The sequence below is a fragment of the Pseudomonas sp. H2_D02 genome, from assembly GCF_054677635.1.
Map to the genome: position 1 here is coordinate 5,019,739 of NZ_CP162816.1, position 21,603 is coordinate 5,041,341.

The 21,603-nt window shown below is 62.1% G+C and carries 11 protein-coding genes and 2 pseudogenes; 6 read left to right on the plus strand and 7 right to left on the minus strand.

Annotated elements, in window-relative coordinates; all coding sequences use genetic code 11:
• Positions 1–48: 48 nt before the first annotated feature.
• The 3 genes and pseudogenes from zipA to AB4N42_RS22885 form a co-directional block, all read right to left on the minus strand.
• Positions 49–894, minus strand: coding sequence for a cell division protein ZipA (gene zipA, locus AB4N42_RS22875; protein WP_030140882.1), 846 nt, complete (start codon positions 892–894; stop codon positions 49–51).
• A gap of 255 nt (positions 895–1,149) precedes the next feature.
• Positions 1,150–4,640: pseudogene (gene smc, locus AB4N42_RS22880) on the minus strand (chromosome segregation protein SMC).
• Between the two features lie 2 nt (positions 4,641–4,642).
• Positions 4,643–5,302 carry a GntR family transcriptional regulator gene (locus AB4N42_RS22885; RefSeq protein ID WP_030140880.1) on the minus strand — a complete coding sequence of 220 codons (660 nt, stop codon included), beginning with the start codon at positions 5,300–5,302 and terminating at the stop codon, positions 4,643–4,645.
• Positions 5,303–5,671: 369 nt separating this feature from the next.
• On the opposite strand from AB4N42_RS22885, the gene xdhA reads away from it, so the two are divergent.
• From xdhA to guaD, 4 genes are all read left to right on the plus strand, one after another.
• Entirely contained in the window at positions 5,672–7,126 is a 1,455-nt protein-coding gene (xdhA, locus tag AB4N42_RS22890; RefSeq protein ID WP_460115414.1) for a xanthine dehydrogenase small subunit, read from the plus strand.
• Positions 7,119–9,518 carry a xanthine dehydrogenase molybdopterin binding subunit gene (gene xdhB / locus AB4N42_RS22895; RefSeq protein ID WP_407684354.1) on the plus strand — a complete coding sequence of 800 codons (2,400 nt, stop codon included), beginning with the start codon at positions 7,119–7,121 and terminating at the stop codon, positions 9,516–9,518. Before xdhA ends, xdhB begins: the two co-directional genes overlap by 8 nt.
• A 114-nt stretch (positions 9,519–9,632) precedes the next feature.
• Positions 9,633–10,469: a xanthine dehydrogenase accessory protein XdhC gene (gene xdhC / locus AB4N42_RS22900; RefSeq protein WP_460115415.1), complete on the plus strand. Its 837-nt coding sequence runs from the start codon at positions 9,633–9,635 to the stop codon at positions 10,467–10,469.
• Between the two features lie 21 nt (positions 10,470–10,490).
• Entirely contained in the window at positions 10,491–11,795 is a 1,305-nt protein-coding gene (gene guaD / locus AB4N42_RS22905; RefSeq protein ID WP_460115416.1) for a guanine deaminase, read from the plus strand.
• 122 nt (positions 11,796–11,917) lie between these two features.
• On the opposite strand, the gene AB4N42_RS22910 is transcribed toward guaD, so the two are convergent.
• Positions 11,918–12,682: a GntR family transcriptional regulator gene (locus AB4N42_RS22910; RefSeq protein ID WP_030140875.1), complete on the minus strand. Its 765-nt coding sequence runs from the start codon at positions 12,680–12,682 to the stop codon at positions 11,918–11,920.
• 243 nt (positions 12,683–12,925) lie between these two features.
• Here AB4N42_RS22910 and AB4N42_RS22915 point away from each other — a divergent pair, with 243 nt between their 5' ends.
• Positions 12,926–14,116: a benzoate/H(+) symporter BenE family transporter gene (locus tag AB4N42_RS22915; RefSeq protein WP_198797590.1), complete on the plus strand. Its 1,191-nt coding sequence runs from the start codon at positions 12,926–12,928 to the stop codon at positions 14,114–14,116.
• Between the two features lie 165 nt (positions 14,117–14,281).
• Here the strand turns inward: AB4N42_RS22915 and AB4N42_RS22920 are convergent, their stop codons facing one another.
• The gene (locus AB4N42_RS22920; protein WP_039589030.1) at positions 14,282–14,626 is read right to left on the minus strand and encodes a YggL family protein; all 345 of its coding nucleotides are present in this window, start codon (positions 14,624–14,626) and stop codon (positions 14,282–14,284) included.
• Between the two features lie 233 nt (positions 14,627–14,859).
• On the opposite strand from AB4N42_RS22920, the pseudogene dacB reads away from it, so the two are divergent.
• Positions 14,860–16,328: pseudogene (dacB, locus tag AB4N42_RS22925) on the plus strand (D-alanyl-D-alanine carboxypeptidase/D-alanyl-D-alanine endopeptidase).
• 129 nt (positions 16,329–16,457) lie between these two features.
• Here dacB and AB4N42_RS22930 read toward each other — a convergent pair.
• Entirely contained in the window at positions 16,458–18,845 is a 2,388-nt protein-coding gene (locus AB4N42_RS22930; protein WP_460115417.1) for a sensor domain-containing diguanylate cyclase, read from the minus strand.
• A 141-nt stretch (positions 18,846–18,986) separates the two neighbouring features.
• A complete protein-coding gene (gene rlmKL, locus AB4N42_RS22935) occupies positions 18,987–21,257 on the minus strand; it encodes a bifunctional 23S rRNA (guanine(2069)-N(7))-methyltransferase RlmK/23S rRNA (guanine(2445)-N(2))-methyltransferase RlmL (protein ID WP_460115418.1) in 2,271 nt (756 codons plus the stop codon).
• Positions 21,258–21,603: the final 346 nt, after the last annotated feature.

The following is a 21,603-nucleotide window of genomic DNA, read 5'->3' on the forward strand; positions in this document are numbered from 1 at the left end:
CCCCGTAGGAGCCGTAGGAGCTGCCGTAGGAGCCAGCGATCTTTGGCCTCAGCGCTTCTGGGTCAGCGCGCGGCGCTCGAATTCGACGATGCGCTGGCGGTAATGCTCGATCGTCTGGGCGGTCAGCACGCTGCGCTGGTCATCCTTCAATTCACCGTTGAGCTCCTGGGACAGCTTGCGCGCCGCGGCGACCATCACGTCAAAGGCCTGCTTGGGATGGCGAGGGCCTGGCAAGCCGAGGAAGAAGCTCACCGCCGGGGTGCTGAAGTGGTCGATGTCGTCGAGGTCGAACACCCCAGGCTTGACCGCGTTGGCCATGGAGAACAACACCTCGCCATTGCCGGCCATGCTTTCGTGGCGATGGAAAATGTCCATTTCGCCAAAGCGCAGGCCGCTCTCGAGGATGTTCTGCAGCAGCGCCGGGCCCTTGAAGCCGGCCGGGTCGCGGCAGATCACGCTGATCACCAGCACTTCTTCGGCCTGGGCCTGTTCCTTGTCGGCACTGGAAGGCTTGCTCTCGTCCGGGAAATCGCCATCACGGCTGCTGAAGCCCGGGCCGCCATCCAAGTCCAGGTTCAGGTTCAAGTCGCCCTGGGAAGGCTCGCTGTTGCGCTTGCCGCGCTTGGAACCCGACTCTCGTGGCTCACGTGCAGGCGCGCTCATCGACGGCAGGTCATGCTCGTCCAGCTGGGGCTCCTTGTGGGTGTCGAGCACCCTGGGCGGGCCAAGCAGTTCGGCGCTGTCATCTTCATCCGGCAGGTTCGACAGGCTGCGATCCAGGCGAAACTTGAGTTTCCCCTTGCCGCCGCGCATGCGACGCCAGCCGTCGAAAAGAATACCGGCAATGACAATGATGCCGATGACGATCAGCCACTCGCGCAGACCGATTTCCATGTAATCCCGTGCCTCTATAAAAATGCTGAAAAATAAGGGGCTTAGCTATTTGCAAACCGCTTTAAAACGTGGCGCCAACTCTATGTTCTGAATGGCGTTTTGCCCACGCATACGAAAAATTGACATTAAACTAGCACGACCAAAGACAACTTTACACCGTCTGTCGCATAGGCTTGTGCCCAATCTGTGAATTGAACATCAGCCCCAAGGGTAAAAACACCTACGGCGTTCGAAGTAGAAGCCCTACAACCTTGTTCAGGCGTCCACCATGGCCATGGCCTCCTCCACATCCACCGCCACCAGTCGCGAACAACCTGGCTCATGCATGGTCACCCCCATCAGTTGATCAGCCATCTCCATGGCGATCTTGTTGTGGGTGATGTAGATGAACTGCACTGTTTCAGACATCTCCTTCACCAGCCGTGCGTAACGGCCTACGTTGGCGTCGTCCAACGGCGCGTCGACTTCGTCGAGCATGCAGAACGGCGCCGGGTTCAGTTTGAAAATGGCAAAGACCAGGGCCAGTGCCGTCAACGCTTTTTCACCGCCGGAGAGCAAATGAATGGTGCTGTTCTTCTTGCCGGGAGGACGCGCCATGATTGTCACCCCAGTATCGAGTAGATCTTCGCCCGTCAGTTCCAAATAGGCGCTGCCGCCACCGAAAACTTTTGGGAAAAGTGCCTGCAAACCGCCATTGATCTGATCAAAGGTATCCTTGAAGCGGTTGCGGGTTTCCTTGTCGATCTTGCGGATGACGTTTTCCAGGGTCTCCAGCGCCTCCACCAGATCGTCGTTCTGGGCATCCAGGTAGCGCTTGCGCTCGGACTGCTGCTGGTATTCGTCGATTGCGGCCAGGTTGATCGCGCCCAGGCGCTGGATGCGCTGGGCAATGCGCTCAAGCTCTTCCTCGGCGTCCTTCTCGTTCGCCCCCGCCACCAGGGTCGCGAGTACGCCGTTGAGGTCGTAGCCGTCCTCCAGCAGTTGGTCCTGCAAGGCCTTGCGGCGCACGGTCAGGGCTTGCCACTCCATGCGCTGCTGTTCCATCTGGCCACGGATCAGTTGCGATTGCTGCTCGGCCTGGCTGCGGCGCTTCTCGGCATCGCGCAATTCGCGGTCGGCGTCTTCCAGGGCGATCTGCGCGGTCTTGAGCTCTTCGTCGACGCTCATGCGTTTGTCGAGCAATTCTTCAAGCTTGAGGCGCAGCTCTTCCAGCGGCGCCTCGCCCTCCTCCAGGTTGAGGCTCAACTGTTCGCGCTTTTCAGTCAGGCGCTCGGACTGCATTTCCAGGCGCTCCAAGGCCTGGCGGGTGGAATCGTATTGCGCCTTGAGCGAGCCCAGGCGTACCGCCAGTTGATGAGCATGATCCTTGTGCTGGCGCGCTTCCTGGCGCACGCGGTCGAGGCGTTCGCGCAGGCTGTCGCGCTGGGCCAGCAGTAATTCACGCTGCTCGGTATCCAGCGCCATCGCATCAAGGGCTTCCTGCAATTGCAGGCGCGCCTCGCCGATCTGCTCGTGTTCCAGCGCCCGCTGCTCGCCCAACTCGGCGATTTCTTCGTCCAGACGGGTGCGGCGCAGGGCCAATTGTTCGACCTTGGCCTTGCCGGCACGGACAGCTGCGCCTTGAGTTCGCCCTGCTGGCGCGCTTCGTCCTGTAACAGCCGACGCAAATGTTCGCGACCGTTTTCCTGTTGACGCTGTTGCGCCCGCAGGTTCTGCAATTCGGTTTCCAGCGCTTCGACGCTGGCCTCGCGCTCTTCGCGCTCGGCGCCCAGGCGCTGGATTTCCTGTCCGCGGGCGAGCATGCCGCTCTCCGCTTCGCTGGCCCGGCGCACACGCAGGAAATGCCGGCCGACCCAATACCCGTCACGACTGATCAGGCTTTCGCCGACCGCCAGTTGCCCGCGCAAGGCCAAGGCCTGCTCCAGGCTGTCCACTGGCTTGACCTGCCCCAGCCAGGGCGACAGATCGACTTGGGCCTCGACTTTGTCCAACAGGCTGCCCGGCACCCGCACGCCGTCGCCGGCCGGGCTGAGCAGGCGCAGATCGCCTTGGCTGAAGCCGGAAAGGTCGAAGCCGGCGAAATCATCGACCAGCACCGCTTGAAGGTCGGCACCCAGTACGGTTTCCACCGCCAACTCCCAACCGGCATCGACCTTCAACCCTTCGGCCAGGCGCGGACGCTCGGCCAGATGCTGGTCGCGCAGCCATTCGGCAGTGCCGGTGCCCGGGTCCAACGCTGCCTGTTGCAAGGCTTCCAACGAGGCCAGGCGGCCGTTGAGACGCTGCAATTCGCCCTGGGCCTGTTGCTGGTTCTGCAGGGCCAGTTGCAAGGCTTGGCGCAGTTGTTCGAGGCGTTCGACCTGGGCGTCTTCGCTGGCCTGCAAGTCTTCGAGCGTGGCTTCGCTGGTGGCGAGTTGCTCGCCCAGCTCCAGGATGGCGGCGTCCTCCGGATCTGCCGCGAGCAATGCACGCTCTTCGGACTGACGCCGTTGACGCTCGGCCAGGCGCTCCATGCTGGTTTCCAATTGCTGGATGCGCGACTGCTGGACTTCAGCCTGGCGCCGTGGCTCGGCGGAGGTCAGGTTGAAGCTGTCCCACTGCTCCTGCCAGCCGTGCATGGTCAGCTCGGCTTCCTCCAACGCTGCGGCCGCCTCTTCGGCGGCGGCGCTGGTGAGTTCCTGCTCCGGGGTGAGCCGTTCCAGTTCTTCACCAAGGGTCAGCAACAAGGTGCGGTCATGGCCCAGGTGCGATTCGGTTTCCAGGCGCGCGCGCTCGGCTTCCTTCAAATCATCCTGCAACTGGCGCAAGCGTTGCTGACCGTGCTGGATGCTTTGTTCGACCCGGGCAATGTCACCGCCCACCGAATAGAAACGCCCTTGCACCAGATTGAAGCGTTCGGACAGTTCGTGGTGCCCATCGCGAAGGCGCTCGATGGCGGCATCGGCGTTGCGTTGTTCGGCCACCAGCGCTTCGAAACTGACTTCCTGGTTGCCAATGATCGCCTCGCGCTGGCCAACCTGCTCGTCCAACGCCTGCCAGCGCAGGGCCGATAGCTGGGCCTTGAGCTGGCGCTCCTCGCCTTTGTATTCCTGGTATTTCTTCGCGGCTTCGGCCTGGCGGTGCAGGCGTTCGAGTTGGCGCTCGAGTTCTTCGCGAAGGTCGGTCAGGCGGGCGAGGTTTTCGTGGGTTCGACGGATGCGGTTTTCGGTCTCGCGGCGCCGCTCCTTGTACTTGGAGATTCCGGCGGCTTCCTCGATGAAATTGCGCAGGTCCTCGGGCTTGGCCTCGATCAGCTTGGAGATCATGCCCTGTTCGATGATCGAATAGCTGCGCGGGCCCAGGCCGGTACCCAGGAAGATGTCGGTAATGTCCCGACGTCGGCACTTGGCGCCGTTGAGGAAATAACTGTTCTGGCTGTCGCGGGTCACTTTGCGCCGAATGGAAATTTCCGCGTAGGCCGCGTACTCGCCAATCAGCGTGCCGTCAGAGTTATCGAACACCAGCTCGATGCTCGCCTGGCTTACCGGCTTGCGACTGGTGGAGCCATTGAAGATGACGTCGGTCATCGACTCGCCGCGCAGGTTCTTCGCCGAGCTTTCGCCCATCACCCAGCGCACGGCATCGATGATGTTCGACTTGCCGCAGCCATTGGGCCCGACCACTGCCGCCATGTTGCTGGGGAAGTTCACCGTGGTCGGGTCGACGAAAGATTTGAACCCCGCCAGCTTGATGCACTTGAGGCGCATGTTCAGGCCTTCGTCAGGGCTGAAACCACCAGATCGCAACTGCGCTGGGCGTAGGCCGTCAGCACGATGCGGATCTGTGGCAAATCACGGGCCAGCACCGCGACGAGCAGGCGCTGGAACAGGTCGAGGAATTCGCTCATTTCAGCCTTGCGCTGCTCCAGGGCCAGGAAGTAGGCGCGGCTCATGGCCGGCTGCAGGTTCTCGACGGTTTCCTGCAGGTATGGATTGTTGGCAAAGGGATACGCGGCGCGCATCACGCTGAAGCTTTCATCGACGAAGGTGCGGATGTCCTGACGCGCGTAGGCGTCGTTGAGGCGCTGCTGGATCGCGACGAACGGTGCCATGTCGGCCTGTTCTTTCCAACCATGGGCCACGGCGTTGCCCAGCAGGATGTACAGCTCGCTCATCAGCGCACAGAGGCTACGCACGTTGTGTTCGGTCAACTCGGTGACATGCGCCCCACGGCGCGGCAGGATCGCGATCAAATGGCGTCGCTCCAGGATCAGCAAGGCCTCACGGACCGAACCACGGCTGACATTGAGCGCCAGCGTGACCTTCTGCTCCTGGATGCGCTCTCCCGGCTTCATTTCGCCGCGAATGATGCGCTCGGCGAGATGGTGGGCGATTTGCTCGGCGAGGCTGTCCGGGGCCTTGAACGTCATGGTTGTCCTTCAAACTCTTAGATCTGCACAAGCGGCGCAGTGTAGCGCACTCGATACGTCATGGCGCAGGGCCTGCACCGGGTTTTTGGCACGATATAAGCAAAAAAGTTAAGGAGTTTGCCCTGAAGCGAAACCCGTGGGAGCGAGCTTGCTCGCGATAGCGGTCTGTCAGCTTGCATCCATACTGAATGTATCGCCGCCATCGCGAGCAAGCTCGGCTCCCACAGGGTTCTACAGTGTCCATAGATCGTTGTTCATCGACCGAATGGATTTTCTTGACCCTTAAGTCAGAAAATCATTGACCGAAAAGTCAGAACTGCTAAATTCAGCCCACGTCGATACAACAATAATGAATCTGCGAGGCCTTCCGTGATCCAGTTTTTACTCAACCAGGAACTCCGTAGCGAGCATGCCCTGGACCCGAACCTGACCGTGCTCGACTATCTGCGCGAACACGTTGGTAAACCCGGCACCAAGGAAGGCTGCGCCAGCGGCGACTGCGGTGCGTGCACGGTGGTGGTGGCCGAATTGGACACGGATGCGAATGGCCGCGAATGCGTTCGCTATCGCAGCCTCAATTCATGCCTGACATTCGTCTCGTCCCTGCACGGCAAGCAACTGATCAGCGTCGAAGACCTCAAGCACAACGGCCAACTGCACAGCGTCCAGCAGGCGATGGTCGATTGCCATGGTTCGCAATGCGGTTTCTGCACGCCGGGCTTCGTCATGTCGCTGTTCGCCCTGCAGAAGAACAGCGAGCAAGCCGACGCTCACAAGGCCCACGAAGCCCTGGCCGGCAACCTGTGCCGCTGCACAGGCTACCGGCCGATCCTGGCGGCCGCCGAGCAGGCCTGTTGCGGCAAGCAGCCAGATCAGTTCGACGCCCGTGAGGCCGAGACCATTGCCCGCCTGAAAGCCATCGCGCCGACCGAAACCGGCGAACTCAACAGCGGCGACAAGCGCTGCCTGGTGCCGCTGACCGTGGCGGACCTGGCCGATCTCTACGACGCCTATCCGCAAGCGCGGCTGCTGGCCGGCGGCACCGACCTGGCCCTGGAAGTCACGCAATTTCATCGCACCCTGCCGGTGATGATCTACGTCGGCAACGTCGCCGAACTCAAGCGCATCGAGCGTTTCGACGATCGCCTGGAAATCGGCGCCGCCACCCCGCTTTCCGATTGCTACGAAGCCTTGCAAGCCGAATACCCGGATTTCGGCGAATTGCTCCAGCGCTTCGCCTCGTTGCAGATCCGCAACCAGGGCACCCTGGGCGGTAACATCGGCAACGCCTCGCCGATTGGCGACTCGCCGCCCCTGCTGATCGCCCTCGGCGCGCAGATTATCCTGTGCAAAGGCCAGGTCCGTCGCACCCTGGCCCTGGAAGACTATTTTCTCGATTACCGGGTCACCGCCCGGCAGGAAAGCGAATTCATCGAAAAGATCATCGTGCCCCGGGCCAGCGCCGAGCAGGCGTTCCGCGCCTACAAGGTTTCCAAACGGCTGGACGATGACATTTCCGCCGTCTGTGGGGCATTCAATCTGCGCATCGAAAACGGCGTAGTCCAGGACGCTCGCGTCGCCTTCGGCGGCATGGCAGCCACACCCAAGCGCGCCAAGCATTGCGAAGCCGTCCTGATCGGCGCGCCATGGAAGAACAGCACCGTCGAACGCGCCTGCCTCGCCCTGGCAGAGGACTTCACGCCGCTCTCGGACTTCCGCGCCAGCAAGGAATACCGCCTGCTCAGCGCCCGCAACCTGCTGCGCAAATACTTCATCGAACTGCAAACCCCGCACATCGAGACTCGGGTGACCGCTTATGTCTAATCATCACGCCGTAGAGAAGAGCCAAGCTGAACTCGCGGAGCTGTTCGCCCGCGACCTGACGACCGGCGTGGGCCGCAGCGTCAAGCACGACAGCGCTGCCAAGCACGTGTCTGGCGAGGCGCAGTACATCGATGACCGCCTGGAATTCCCGAACCAGTTGCACGTCTATGCGCGGCTGTCGGACCGCGCCCACGCGCGAATCCTGCGCATCGACACCGCGCCCTGCTACGCCTTCGAAGGCGTGCGCATCGCCATTACCCACCAGGACATTCCCGGCCTGAAGGACATCGGCCCGTTGCTGCCCGGCGACCCGCTGCTGGCGATCGATGACGTGCAGTTCGTCGGCCAACCGGTGCTAGCCGTCGCGGCCAAGGACCTTGAGACCGCACGCAAGGCGGCCATGGCCGCGATCATCGAATACGAAGACCTCGAACCGGTGCTGGACGTGGTCGAGGCGCTGCGCAAGCGGCACTTCGTGCTCGACAGCCACACCCACCAGCGCGGTGATTCAACCACCGCATTGGCGAGTGCCGAGCATCGCATCCAGGGCTCGCTGCACATCGGCGGCCAGGAGCACTTTTACCTGGAAACCCAGATTTCTTCGGTGATGCCGACTGAAGACGGCGGCATGATCGTCTACTGCTCGACCCAGAACCCCACCGAAGTGCAGAAGCTGGTGGCCGAAGTGCTCGGTGTGTCGATGAATAAGGTCGTGGTCGACATGCGCCGCATGGGCGGCGGCTTTGGCGGCAAGGAAACCCAGGCCGCCAGCCCGGCGTGCCTGTGCGCGGTCATCGCGCACCTCACCGGCCAGCCCACCAAGATGCGCCTGCCCCGGGTCGAAGACATGCTGATGACCGGCAAGCGCCACCCCTTCTACATCGAATATGACGTCGGCTTCGACAGCACCGGGCGCCTGCATGGCATCGCTCTTGAATTGGCCGGCAACTGTGGCTGCTCGCCGGACCTGTCGGCCTCGATCGTCGACCGGGCGATGTTCCATGCCGACAACGCCTACTACCTGGGCGACGCGACCATCAACGGCCATCGCTGCAAGACCAACACCGCGTCAAACACCGCCTACCGGGGTTTCGGCGGCCCCCAAGGCATGGTCGCCATCGAAGAAGTGATGGACGCCATCGCCCGCCACCTGGGGCTCGATCCGCTGGCGGTGCGCAAGGCCAACTATTACGGCAAGACCGAGCGCAACGTCACGCATTACTACCAGACCGTCGAGCACAACATGCTCGAAGAGATGACCGCCGAGCTTGAACAAAGCAGCCAATACGCCGAGCGCCGCGAAGCGATCCGCCGCTACAACGCCAACAGCCCGATCCTGAAGAAAGGCCTGGCGCTGACGCCGGTGAAGTTCGGCATTTCGTTCACCGCCAGCTTCCTCAACCAGGCCGGCGCGTTGATCCACGTGTACACCGACGGCAGCATCCACCTCAACCATGGCGGCACGGAAATGGGCCAGGGCTTGAACACCAAGGTCGCACAGGTAGTGGCCGAGGTGTTCCAGGTGGAAATGGACCGTGTGCAGATCACCGCGACCAACACCGACAAGGTGCCGAACACCTCGCCGACCGCGGCCTCGAGCGGTGCCGACCTGAACGGCAAGGCTGCGCAGAATGCCGCCGAAACCATCAAGCGGCGCATGGTGGAATTCGCCGCGCGACAGTACAAGGTCAGTGAAGAAGACGTGGAATTCCACAACGGCCACGTGCGGGTGCGCGATCACATCCTGACCTTCGAGGCGCTGGTGCAACAGGCGTATTTCGCCCAGGTCTCGCTGTCGAGCACCGGCTTCTACAAGACCCCGAAAATCTACTACGACCGCAGCCAGGCCCGTGGTCGGCCGTTCTATTACTACGCCTACGGCGCGGCGTGTGCCGAAGTGATCGTCGACACCCTCACCGGCGAGTACAAGATGCTGCGCACCGACATCCTCCACGACGTCGGCGCCTCGCTGAACCCGGCCATCGACATCGGCCAGGTCGAGGGCGGTTTCATCCAGGGCATGGGCTGGCTGACCATGGAAGAGCTGGTGTGGAACGACAAGGGCAAGCTGATGACCAACGGCCCGGCCAGCTACAAGATCCCCGCCGTCGCTGACATGCCTTTGGATTTGCGGGTCAAGTTGGTGGAAAACCGCAAGAACCCCGAAGACACGGTATTCCACTCCAAGGCCGTCGGCGAGCCGCCGTTCATGCTCGGCATCGCCGCGTGGTGCGCCATCAAGGACGCCGTGGCGAGCCTCGGGGATTACCAGCATCAACCGAAGATCGACGCGCCGGCGACGCCGGAGCGGGTGTTGTGGGGGTGTGAGCAGATGCGCGGGTTGAGGGTGGTGCAGGTAGGGGAAGCTGAAACCGAGTTGGCTTCGCTTTAGACCGCGGCGCTGCTATCGCGAGCAAGCTCGCTCCCACAGGGGACCGCAATCCAATGTGGGAGCGAGCTTGCTCGCGAAAGCGGCCGGACAGACAAGAGAGATGTCGAGGTGAATATGTACAACTGGATCAGCGCCCTCGCCGACCTGCAGACCCGCGGTGAATCCTGCGTGCTCGTGACAATCATCGAGGAGCTCGGCTCCACGCCGCGCAACGCCGGCTCGAAGATGGTCGTTAGCGCCAGCCAGGCGTTCGACACCATTGGTGGCGGACACTTGGAATACAAGGCTATGGAGATCGCTCGGCGGATGCTCGCCAGCGGCCAGCAGAACACCCATCTGGAGCGCTTCAGCCTCGGCGCCAGCCTTGGCCAGTGCTGCGGCGGCGTGACCGTGCTGCTGTTCGAACCCATGGGCCAGGTCCAGGCGCAGATCGCCGTGTTCGGCGCCGGCCACGTCGGCCGCGCCCTGGTGCCGTTGCTGGCGAGCCTGCCGTGCCGGGTGCGCTGGATCGACTCGCGGGAAGCCGAGTTTCCCGAGCACCTGCCCCATGGCGTGCGCAAAATCATCACCGAAGACCCGCTGGATGAAGTCGACGAGTTGCCCACCGGCAGCTACTGCATCGTCATGACCCACAATCACCAACTCGACCTGGAACTGAGCGCCGCGATCCTCAAGCGCAACGACTTTGCCTACTTCGGCCTGATCGGCTCGAAGACCAAGCGGGTCAAGTTCGAACACCGCCTGCGGGATCGCGGCTTCGACAGCGGCACCCTGCAACGCATGCGTTGCCCGATGGGCATCGGCGAAGTCAAAGGCAAGTTGCCTGTGGAAATCGCCATCTCCATCGCTGGCGAAATCATCGCCACCTATAACGCGGATTTCGGCCAGCACACCTCACGCGCCGAACCGATTGCCAAGTTGCTGCCGGTTTCGCGCCGCAGCCAGCGTTAATCTTTTTTAACGAGACAAACCATGCCCCTGACACGCAAAGCCTACCGCGCCGCCCTGCTCCACAGTCTCGCCGACCCGGCCGAGGTGGGCATCGAGGCGTCCCATGAGTATTTCGAAGACGGCCTGCTGGTGGTGGAAAACGGCCAGATCAGTGCCATCGGCCACGCCAGCGACCTGCTGCCGACCCTGGCGGCGGACATCGAGATCACGCATTACCAGGACGCGCTGATCACCCCGGGCTTCATCGACACCCACATCCATCTGCCGCAAACCGGCATGGTCGGCGCGTATGGAGAGCAACTGCTGGATTGGCTCAACACCTACACCTTCCCCTGCGAAAGCCAATTCGCCGACAAGGCCCATGCCGAGACAGTGGCGGATATTTTCATCAAGGAACTGCTGCGCAACGGCACCACCACCGCCCTGGTGTTCGGCAGCGTGCACCCGCAATCGGTGAACGCGTTTTTTGAAGTGGCCGAGAAACTCGACCTGCGGATGATCGCCGGCAAAGTGATGATGGATCGCAACGCCCCCGACTATCTGGTCGACACCGCCGAATCCAGCTACACCGAGAGCAAGGCGCTGATCGAGCGCTGGCACGGCAAGGGCCGCCTGCACTACGCCGTGACCCCGCGCTTCGCACCGACCAGCACCCCGGAACAACTGAGCCTGGCCGGCCAATTGCTCAGCGAATACCCGGACCTGTACATGCAGACCCACATCAGTGAAAACCTGCAGGAAGTGCAATGGGTCAAGGATCTGTTCCCGGAGCGCAAGGGTTATCTGGACGTCTACGACCACTACCAACTGCTCGGCGAACGCTCGGTGTTCGCCCACGGCGTGCACCTGTGCGACGACGAGTGCGCGCGCCTGGCGCAGACCGGTTCGGCCATTGCCTTCTGCCCGACCTCGAACCTGTTCCTGGGCAGCGGGCTGTTCAACCTGCCGATGGCGGAGAAGCACAAGGTGAACGTAGGGTTGGGCACGGACGTGGGCGGTGGCACCAGTTTTTCGCTGCTGCACACCTTGAACGAAGCCTACAAGGTCATGCAGTTGCAAGGCGCGCGGCTGAGTCCGTTCAAGTCGCTGTACCTGGCCACCCTCGGCGGCGCCCGGGCCTTGCGCCTGGAGGAAAAGATCGGGACGTTGCAGCCAGGAACCGATGCGGATTTCCTGGTGCTGGACTACAACGCGACGCCGCTGTTGAGCTATCGCCTCAAGCAGGCCAAGGACATTGCCGAGCGGTTGTTCGTGTTGATGACGCTGGGGGATGACCGGACGGTCGCGCAGACTTATGCGGCTGGGAGGTTGGTTCACCAGCGATAAAACTTCAGCGCATGTTGGATCGCCATCGCAAGCAAGCTCGCTCCCACAGGGGATATGTGTTGTTCACACTAACCCTGTGGGAGCGAGCTTGCTCGCGATTGGCGGTATGACTGATTCAACCCTCAGAGCTTGGCAGGCGTACGCCCCGGCTTCTTGCTCTGCAACAGATGCGAGAACACCGCGTGCAAGTCATCCGACGCGCTTTCCTCGTCGAGGTTGAGTTTGCTGTCGATGTGGTCCATGTGGTGCATCATCAGGTCCACCGCCAGCTTGGCGTCGCGGGCCTCGATGGCGTCGATCAGTTGGGTGTGTTCGTCATAGGAACAGTGGGATCGGTTGCCGCTTTCATACTGGGCGATGATCAACGAAGTCTGGGATACCAGGCTGCGCTGGAAGCTGATCAGCGGGGCATTCTTCGCCGCCTCGGCCAGCTTCAAGTGGAACTCGCCCGACAAGCGGATGCCGGCACCACGATCGCCGCGGGAGAAACTGTCGCGCTCGTCGCTGACCATCTGCCGCAGCTCGGCAAGCTGCTCGGCGGTGGCGTGCTGGACCGCCAGTTCCGTGATCGCCTTCTCCACCATGCGCCGGGCGAAGAACACCTGGCGTGCCTCTTCGACACTCGGGCTGGCGACGACCGCGCCGCGATTGGGCCGCAACAGCACCACGCCTTCATGGGCCAGGCGTGACAGCGCACGGCGAATGATGGTGCGGCTCACCCCGAAAATCTCCCCAAGTGCCTCTTCGCTCAATTTGGTACCGGGCGCCAGGCGCTGCTCGAGGATGGCCTCGAAAATGTGCGCATAGACAATATCGTCCTGGGTTCCGCTGCGGCCGGCTTTGCCTGCTCGCGGTTGTTTCTTGAGGGGCTGCAACTGTTCGTTCATGGGCACTCGAGTCGGGAGAACTGCGGCGATTTAACCGTGACTGTAATACGGCACAGCGGGTCGCTGGCAAGTATCGCGTAAAAAACACGGCGATTGTACACAACCTCTGATGGCAACACGACTGTACGGCTCTTTGCGGACATGGCTGTATTGCAATCGACCACGGTGTTGAGTTTAGGCTTAAACCACGAAACCCGTGGCCCATCAAGGCCAGCCAATCTACAACAAGGAACACCGCCCACCATGACCGAAGTCACGACCGCGCCACTTCGTCCCTTGGCCGATACATCGCCCTCGGCCATCGTCGCCGGCTTCATCGCCATGATGACGGGCTACACCAGTTCCCTGGTGCTGATGTTCCAGGCTGGGCAAGCGGCGGGCCTGACCAGCGGGCAGATTTCCTCGTGGATCTGGGCGATTTCCATCGGCATGGCCGTGTGCTCCATCGGCCTTTCGCTGCGCTATCGCACCCCGATTACCATTGCCTGGTCGACTCCCGGCGCGGCGTTGCTGATCACCAGCCTGGGCGGCGTGAGTTATGGCGAGGCCATCGGTGCCTATATAACGTGCGCGGCGTTGGTGACAATCTGCGGCCTGACCGGCAGTTTCGAGCGCCTGGTCAAGCGCATTCCGGCCTCGCTGGCGGCGGCGTTGCTGGCGGGCATCCTGTTCAAGATCGGCAGCGAAATCTTTGTCGCCACCCAGCACCGCACCGGCCTGGTGCTGGGCATGTTCTTCACCTACCTGATCGTCAAGCGCCTCTCGCCGCGTTACGCGGTGCTGGCGGCGCTGCTGGTCGGCACCGCGCTGTCGGGCCTGTTGGGACTTTTGGATTTCAGCGGTTTCGCCCTGGAAGTCGCGACACCGGTCTGGACCACGCCGCACTTTTCCCTGGCGGCCACCATCAGCATCGGCATCCCGCTGTTCGTCGTGGCAATGACCTCGCAGAACATGCCTGGCATTGCCGTGCTACGCGCCGATGGCTACAACGTACCGGCGTCGCCGTTGATCACCAGCACCGGCGTCGCCTCGCTGCTGCTGGCGCCGTTCGGCTCCCACGGGATCAACCTGGCGGCGATCAGCGCAGCGATCTGCACCGGGCCGCACGCCCATGAAGATCGCAACAAGCGCTACACGGCCGCCGTGTGGTGCGGGATTTTCTATGGGATTGCCGGAGTGTTCGGCGCAACGCTGGCCGCACTGTTCGCGGCATTGCCCAAGGAACTGGTGCTGTCCATCGCGGCCCTGGCGCTGTTCGGGTCGATCATCAATGGGCTGAGCATCGCCATGAGCGAAGTGAAGGAACGGGAGGCGGCACTGGTCACTTTCATGGTCACGGCGTCGGGGCTGACGCTGTTTTCCATCGGTTCGGCGTTCTGGGGGATTGTGGCGGGGGTGTTGACGTTGCTGATCCTGAACTGGCGCAACGCCTGAAACTTAAAAGCTTCGCGGGCAAGCCCGCTCCCACAGTGGATATGTGTCGTTCATATCACCTCTGTGGGAGCGGGCTTGCTCGCGAAGGCGGCCTGGCAAGCGCCGCACAAATGGCAGGCACAAAAAAACCGGCACCTGTAAAGGTCGCCGGTTTTTTTTACACCATCAAGCCTTCGGGTTGATCGGCTTTTCCGGGTACCACACGTCCAGCAACGGGCTGACTTCAACGCTGGTCAGCTCAGGACGGGCCTTGAGCCAGGCTTCAACGGCAGCGCGCTGCTCTTCGGTCACCGAGCCACGCTTCTGCAGGCAAACCAGGCCGTAGTCGTCACCGCCGACATAACCCAGGCCGTTGGCTTCCATGGCTTCTTTCAGGAAAGCGTCGAGGAAAGCGTCAATAGCCTCATCGGCCAGATCTTCTTTGAAATCCAGGTTCAGTTCGAAACCCAGCTCTTGAAATTCATCCACGCACAGCTTTTTGCGCAGACGCTGGGAACGGTTAGTCGCCATTGGAACAATCCTCATAAGTAATAACGGCCGGCACTTTACCAGTTTGGTGCGTCGATTGCCCGACTCATCGGGCATGTCGCGCTACCGCCGGTAAAAAAATACCGCTTCGACGGGCTTGGGCACGGCACAAGCCGTTGCGCCTTGGGGCATAATGCCGAACTTTCATGACCGTTGAGGGCGTTCATTTTCATGTCCTCGTCTTTTTCCCCCTCGCCTGCAGGGTTTTACTTCACATGATCAAATCTTTGCGTCCATTGCTCCTGGCCAGCCTTCTTCTTCCCCTGGCCCTTCCTGTCACCACCCACGCCGCCACCATCAACACCGCCCTGTCGCCGAATGTGCAAAAGGCCCTCAAGAACAGCAAGCTGCAAGACAACGCCCTGTCCCTGGTCATGGTGCCGCTCGATGGCCCTGGCACCCCGACGCTGTACAACGCCGATGTCTCCGTGAACCCGGCGTCCACCATGAAATTGGTCACGACCTACGCTGCTTTGGAGATGCTCGGGCCGAACCACCAGTGGAAAACCGAGTTCTACACCGACGGGACCCTCAGCGGCGGGATCCTCAACGGCAACCTGTACCTCAAGGGTGGCGGCGATCCCAAGCTGAACATGGAAAAACTCTGGCTGTTGATGCGCGACCTGCGGGCCAACGGCGTGCAGCAGGTGACCGGCGACCTGGTGCTGGATCGGAGTTTTTTCATCCAGCCACAATTGCCCGAGTTCAACGACGACGGCAACGACGAGAACAAACCCTTCCTGGTCAAGCCCGACTCGCTGCTGGTCAACCTCAAGGCCCTGCGCTTCGTCGCCCGCAACGACGGCGGCCGGGTGCTGGTATCGGTCGAGCCGCCGATTGCCAGCATCCGCATCGAAAACGTGGTCAAGGCCGCCAATGGCAAGCAGTGCGCCGCAGCGGCGTTCGCTACAACCCGGTGGCGAACGCCGATGGCAGCATGACCGTCACCGTCAGTGGCCAACTCGGCGATGGATGCAGCTCCCAGACCTACCTGTCATTGCTCGATCACGCCACCTATACCGCTGGTGCCGTGCGGGCGATCTGGAAAGAACTGGGCGGCAGCATCCAGGGCAACGATCGCCTGGCCGCGACCCCGGGCAACGCCAAGTTGCTCGCCCGGGCCTTCTCGCCAGACCTGGCGGAGATCATCCGCGACATCAACAAATACAGTAACAACACCATGGCCCAGCAACTGTTCCTCAGCCTCGGTGCGCAGTTTCGCAACGAGGCCGACGGCGACGACGCCAAGGCTGCGCAGCGGGTCGTACGCCAGTGGCTGGCCAAGAAAGGCATTACCGCGCCGCACCTGGTGATGGAAAACGGCTCGGGCCTGTCCCGCGCTGAACGGGTCAGTGCCCGGGAAATGGCGGCGATGCTGCAAGCGGCATGGCACAGCCCCTATGCGGCGGAGTTCGTCAGCTCGATGCCCATCGCCGGCACCGACGGCACCATGCGCAAGCGCCTCAAGACCACCGCCATGGCCGGCGAAGCCCACATCAAGACCGGCACGCTGAACACCGTCCGCGCCATCGCCGGCTTCAGCCGCGACATCAATGGCAACACCTGGGCGGTCGTGGCGATCCTCAACGATCCGAAGCCATGGGGTGCCTCTTCGGTGCTGGACCAGGTATTGCTTGACCTGTATCGCCAGCCGAAGCTCCCGCAGGCGGCTTCGGTGCTCTGAGCCGGGACGACAGAGATCAAGTGTGGGAGCGAGCTTGCTCGCGATTCGGTAGGTCAGCACACATCGATGCTGAATGAAATACCGCTTTCGCGAGCAAGCTCGCTCCCACAGTGGTTAGCGTAAAAGGCACTATCCCAACGGCGCCTCGACCCGATCGCGCCCGGCCTGCTTGGCCGCATAGACCCCCGAGTCAGCTCGTAGCAGCAGCGCATCGGCGCCTTCGCCGGGACGGAGGCTGGCGACGCCAAAACTCGCAGTGATGACCCCCACCTCCTCGATCGGCGCCCCGCGCAGGCCGTCCCACAATCCCACGGCCAGCGCGTAGGCGCTTTCACCGTCGGTGTCCGGGCACAACACCACGAACTCTTCCCCGCCCAGCCGGCAGAACACATCGGTGCGTCGCAGTCGCTGGGTGATGCGCTCGCAGACCGCTTGCAAGACTCGGTCGCCCATCGCGTGCCCATATTGATCGTTGATGCGTTTGAAATGATCAATGTCGAGCATGATGACCGCCATTTCCCCAGAGCCGCGCTCGACCCGGGCCAACTCCGAGGTCAGCCGCTCCTGGAAATAACGCCGGTTGCGAATCCCGGTCAGGGTGTCGGTCACGGACAGAGCCCGCAGCTCTTCTTCCACACGCTTGAGATCGGAAATATCCGAAATATAACCGTGCCACAGCACCCCGCCGCCCGGCAGTTGCTCGGGCGTTGCCTCGCCGCGGACCCAACGCAGGCCCCGCAGTGGCAACTGCACCCGATACTCTTCGCGCCATGGGCTCAGGGTATCGGCCGAGGTGCGGATCGACGCGCGAACCCGCGCACTGTCCAAGGGATGAATGCGGGAAAAAATCGCTTCGGCGTGCCGCACCAGGACGTCCGGCTCCAGTTCGTAGATATCCCGGATGCCATCGCTGGCGTAGATCACGCTGAAGCTGCCGTTGAAATCCATCTTGAACTGATAGATACCGCCGGGCACATGGGCGCTGAGTTTCTTCAACAACAGATCCCTGGCGGCCAATGCTTCGTGGACGCGCTTGCGCTCGGTGACGTCGATGCAGATCGCCAGGTGCCCGACCCAAAGCCCCTGGTCGTCCAGCACCGGAGTCGCCAGCATGTTCACCGTCAGATAGCTGCCGTCGCGGCGTACGAGCGTCCACTCCCGCGCCTGCTGGCCACCCTGCTCGCCGCCTTCCAGCAACATGGCGTGGCAGGTGGGGATCGGTTTGCCAAAGCGAGCGGCGAGCTGGGCTGCCCGCTCCTGCAGCTCGCGCGGGACATGGAGGCTTTCCAGGGTCATGCTCTGCAAGACATCGCAGCTCCGATAACCGAGCATCTGCTCGGCACCGGCATTGAAAGTGGTGATGACACCGCGCAAATCAGTGGCAATGATCGCAACCTGTGTCGCGGCGTCGAGCACGCCCCTCAACTGGCCATGGGTCCCGCGCAATTCCGTTTCCCGGGCCCGCAGTTCCTGGGTCCGTTGCTCCACCAGCGCCAGGGCCCGTTGCCGCTGGCTGACCAGCGTGTAGAACAAGACACTGAGCATCAGGCTGAGTAACCCGCCCAGCACCGTCAGGCTCATCACGCTGGAATGATTGCTCGACAGGAACAAGTGGCTGGGTCGCAGCTCAACCCGGAAGTCACGATCGGCCAGGCGCAACAGCCGGGTCGCCGACAACTCGCTTTTGCCCGGGCGGTCAGGGCTCTCGTACAGCACTTCTTGATGATCGTCGCTGGACAGGTCCAGCACCCGCATCGACAAGTTGTCATGACCGGAATCCGGCAGGCCATCAGACATCAGTTGGCGCATGCTGACCGCAGCCACGACGAAACCCAACAGTTCACTTCCGGAATGCCGCACCACTGGCGCGGCCAGCATGATTCCCCTGGAAAAGATCGGATCGACGCCGACCAGGTCCAGGGGCTTGGACACTGTCATGGCGTTACGTTCGCGGGCCCGTTCCAGCGTGGCGCGGCGCGTGGGTTGGTAAAGCAGATCCAGGCCCAGCGGTGCGCCATAGGAGGGCTGGCCCTGGACGTACAGCACCGGTACGTATTCGTCCCGCTCGGGGGCCTCTCGCAGCAGGCCCGCCTCGTCCGGCTCACGAATGGTAAACGTACCGGAGACTTCGGCGCGCGCCTGGTGCTCGAATGCCTGCCGCTCGTCCCGAAGCACCCGGGGCGCCCAGGCGAAGGCCCGGGTATGGCGCAGCATGGCTTCGGTGTAGCCATGGAATTCGGTGTTGGAAACCCCATCGGAGTTGGCGAAGAAACGCCTCAGGCTGTCGAGGCGTTGGACCTGGTCCTGAAAGCGCTCTTCGATGCGGCTGTAGCGCTCGTCGACTTGCAGCGCGAAACGTTGGCGCAGTTGCTGATTGAACAGATTCAACGTGCCCCAGGCCAACAAGCCGGTCAGCAAGCCCCCCGCCACCAGGACCAGTGAAGCCACCAGCCACGCTGAAACATCTTCGCTGATAAAACCCAGGATCCTGGGACGCACCGGATGTAAAAATGCCATACCCATAACTCAGAAAAGGACCAGGCATTTTGAACCGCCCCGATCACAGCTAAGTTATAGCTATTTGCCACTATTTTAGCCAGCCCCAAAAACACCCGGAAGCCTTGAATTTCAAGGCTTGGGTGGATCCAATCAACGAGATCAGCGTGCCGTGATTTTCCATGCGCGGTGAATCTTGCTGTTTCGGGCGAAATCCGGATCGATGGTCTTCGCGGTGATTTCCTCCACCGCGTAACGCTCGGCCAAGTTCTCTTCGAGTTGGAACTTGCGGAAGTTGTTGGAGAAATACAACACGCCGCCCGGCGCCAGGCGCGCCATGGCCAGGTCCAGCAACTGGACGTGATCGCGCTGCACGTCGAACACGCCTTCCATGCGCTTGGAGTTGGAGAAGGTCGGCGGATCGATGAAGATCAGCTCGTATTCGTCACGGCTGGCTTCCAGCCACGCCATCACGTCACCCTGCTCCAGGCGGTTCTTGTCGGAAAAGCCATTGAGCGACAGGTTGCGCCGCGCCCAATCCAGGTAGGTTTTCGACAAATCGACGCTGGTAGTGCTGCGGGCACCGCCCTTGGCAGCGTGGACGCTGGCGGTCGCGGTGTAGCAGAACAGGTTGAGGAAGCGCTTGCCGGCCGCTTCTTTCTGGATTCGCAGACGCATGGGCCGGTGATCGAGAAACAGCCCGGTGTCGAGGTAATCCGTGAGGTTGACGAGCAGCTTCACGCCGCCTTCGTTGACTTCGGTGAACTTGCCTTGGGCACTCTGGCGCTCGTACTGCTTGGTGCCGCTCTGGCGCTCGCGGCGCTTGATGATGACGCGGCTCTTGTCGACGTTCAAGGCCTGGGGGATCGCCGCCAGCGCATCGAACAAGCGGGCCGAGGCCTTTTCCGGATCGATGGACTTCGGCGCGACGTACTCCTGCACGTGAACCCAATCGTGGTACAGGTCGATGGCCATCGAGTATTCCGGCATGTCGGCATCGTAGACGCGATAGCAGTCCACGCCTTCACGCTTGGCCCACTTGCTCAGCAGCTTGAGGTTTTTCTGCAGGCGATTGGCGAACATCTGCCCGCCTTCGCTCAGGCGCGCCTGTTCGACCACGGGGGCCGGTGCCGACGCTGGCTTGATCGGGTTGCCGTTCTTGTTGTACTGACGCTCCTGCGGGACATCCGGGGTCTGGTCGTAGGCGGATTGCTCACGCTCGGCCTGGCGTTGCTCCGGGGTCCGACGCTCGCCCGTGACGAACTGATCCGGCAACACCTTGATCAACAGCAGCTTGCAGGGCAAGGCGCCGTTCCAGAACGAATACTGCTTGTGGCTGCGAATGCCCATGCGCTTGCCCAGGTCCGGCGCGCCGGTGAACACCGCGGCCTCCCAGTTCAGGCAGGCCTGGCGCAGGCGTTCGCCGAGGTTCTGGTAGAGATAAAGCAGGCTGGCTTCATCGCCCAGGCGTTCGCCATACGGAGGGTTGCAGATCACCAGGCCTTTCTGGTTCTGGTCCGGGCGCGGCTCGAAGGTGGCGACTTCGCCCTGGTAGATCTTGATCCACTCGCTCAGGCCCGCGCGCTCGACGTTGTTGCGACCCGGCTGGATCAGCCGTGGATCGGCCTCGTAGCCGCGGATCCACAACGGCGGCTTGGCCAGCCCGGCAGCGGCGCGTTCAGAGGCTTCTTCATGAAGCTTCTTCCACAACGCCGGCACATGGCCGAGCCAGGCGGTAAAGCCCCATTGCTGGCGACGCAGGTTCGGCGCCATGTCGGCGGCGATCATGCCGGCTTCCACCAGGAATGTGCCGACGCCGCACATCGGGTCGGCCAGCGCCCCGCCTTCGGCGGCAATGCGCGGCCAACCGGCGCGGATCAGGATCGCGGCGGCGAGGTTTTCCTTCAGCGGCGCGGCGCCTTGCTGCAGGCGATAACCGCGCTGGTGCAGGCTGTGGCCGGAAAGGTCCAGGGAGAGGATCGCTTCGCCGCGGTCCAGGCGCAGGTGGATGCGCAGGTCCGGGTTGAGCTTGTCGATGGACGGGCGCTCGCCCGACGGCGTACGCAGTTTGTCGACAATGGCGTCCTTGACCTTCAAGGCGCCGAAATGGGTGTTGTCGATGCCCGAGCCGTGGCCGCTGAACTCCACCGCCAGGGTGCCGTCGGCGAGCATGTGGTCTTGCCAGTCGACATCCAGCACACCGTGGTAAAGGTCTTCGGCATCCTTCATCGGGAAGCGCTTGAGCACCAGCAACACGCGGTTGGCCAGGCGGGACCAGAGGCAGAGCCGATAGGCCGTCTCCATGTCAGCGCTGCCGCGAACGGCCGAGGTATGCTCTCGCGCCTCTTCAAGGCCAAGCCCGACGGCTTCCTCAAGAAGCAGGCCTTCGAGGCCCTTGGGGCAAGTGAGGAAGAGTTCGAAACGGTCGGACATGGGATTTCCAGAGCCTTTGGCTAAGTGGGCCGGGCAACGCATTGCCGGGCCGGGTTCAATCAGGTGCTTTTCTCAAGAGCACCCGCGTGGCACGAAAGTGTGCCGCTCCGTCCTCGCCGCTCAGGTTCAAAGAGCTTAGATGCGAGGGCAGATAAAAAATTCTGTGCAACAAATTGTGAAAAGTCGTCCCTTTCGTCGAATAGTACCCGAGTGCAACAGGGGGACATTCTCATTCGATTCCGGCGACCGCCTTTCAGCGCAGGGCTGATCATACAGGGGTCTTGCTCGAAAGCGGGTGTCGAACATCATGTTACTTATCGCACTAACATCTTTATTGTTACGTGCT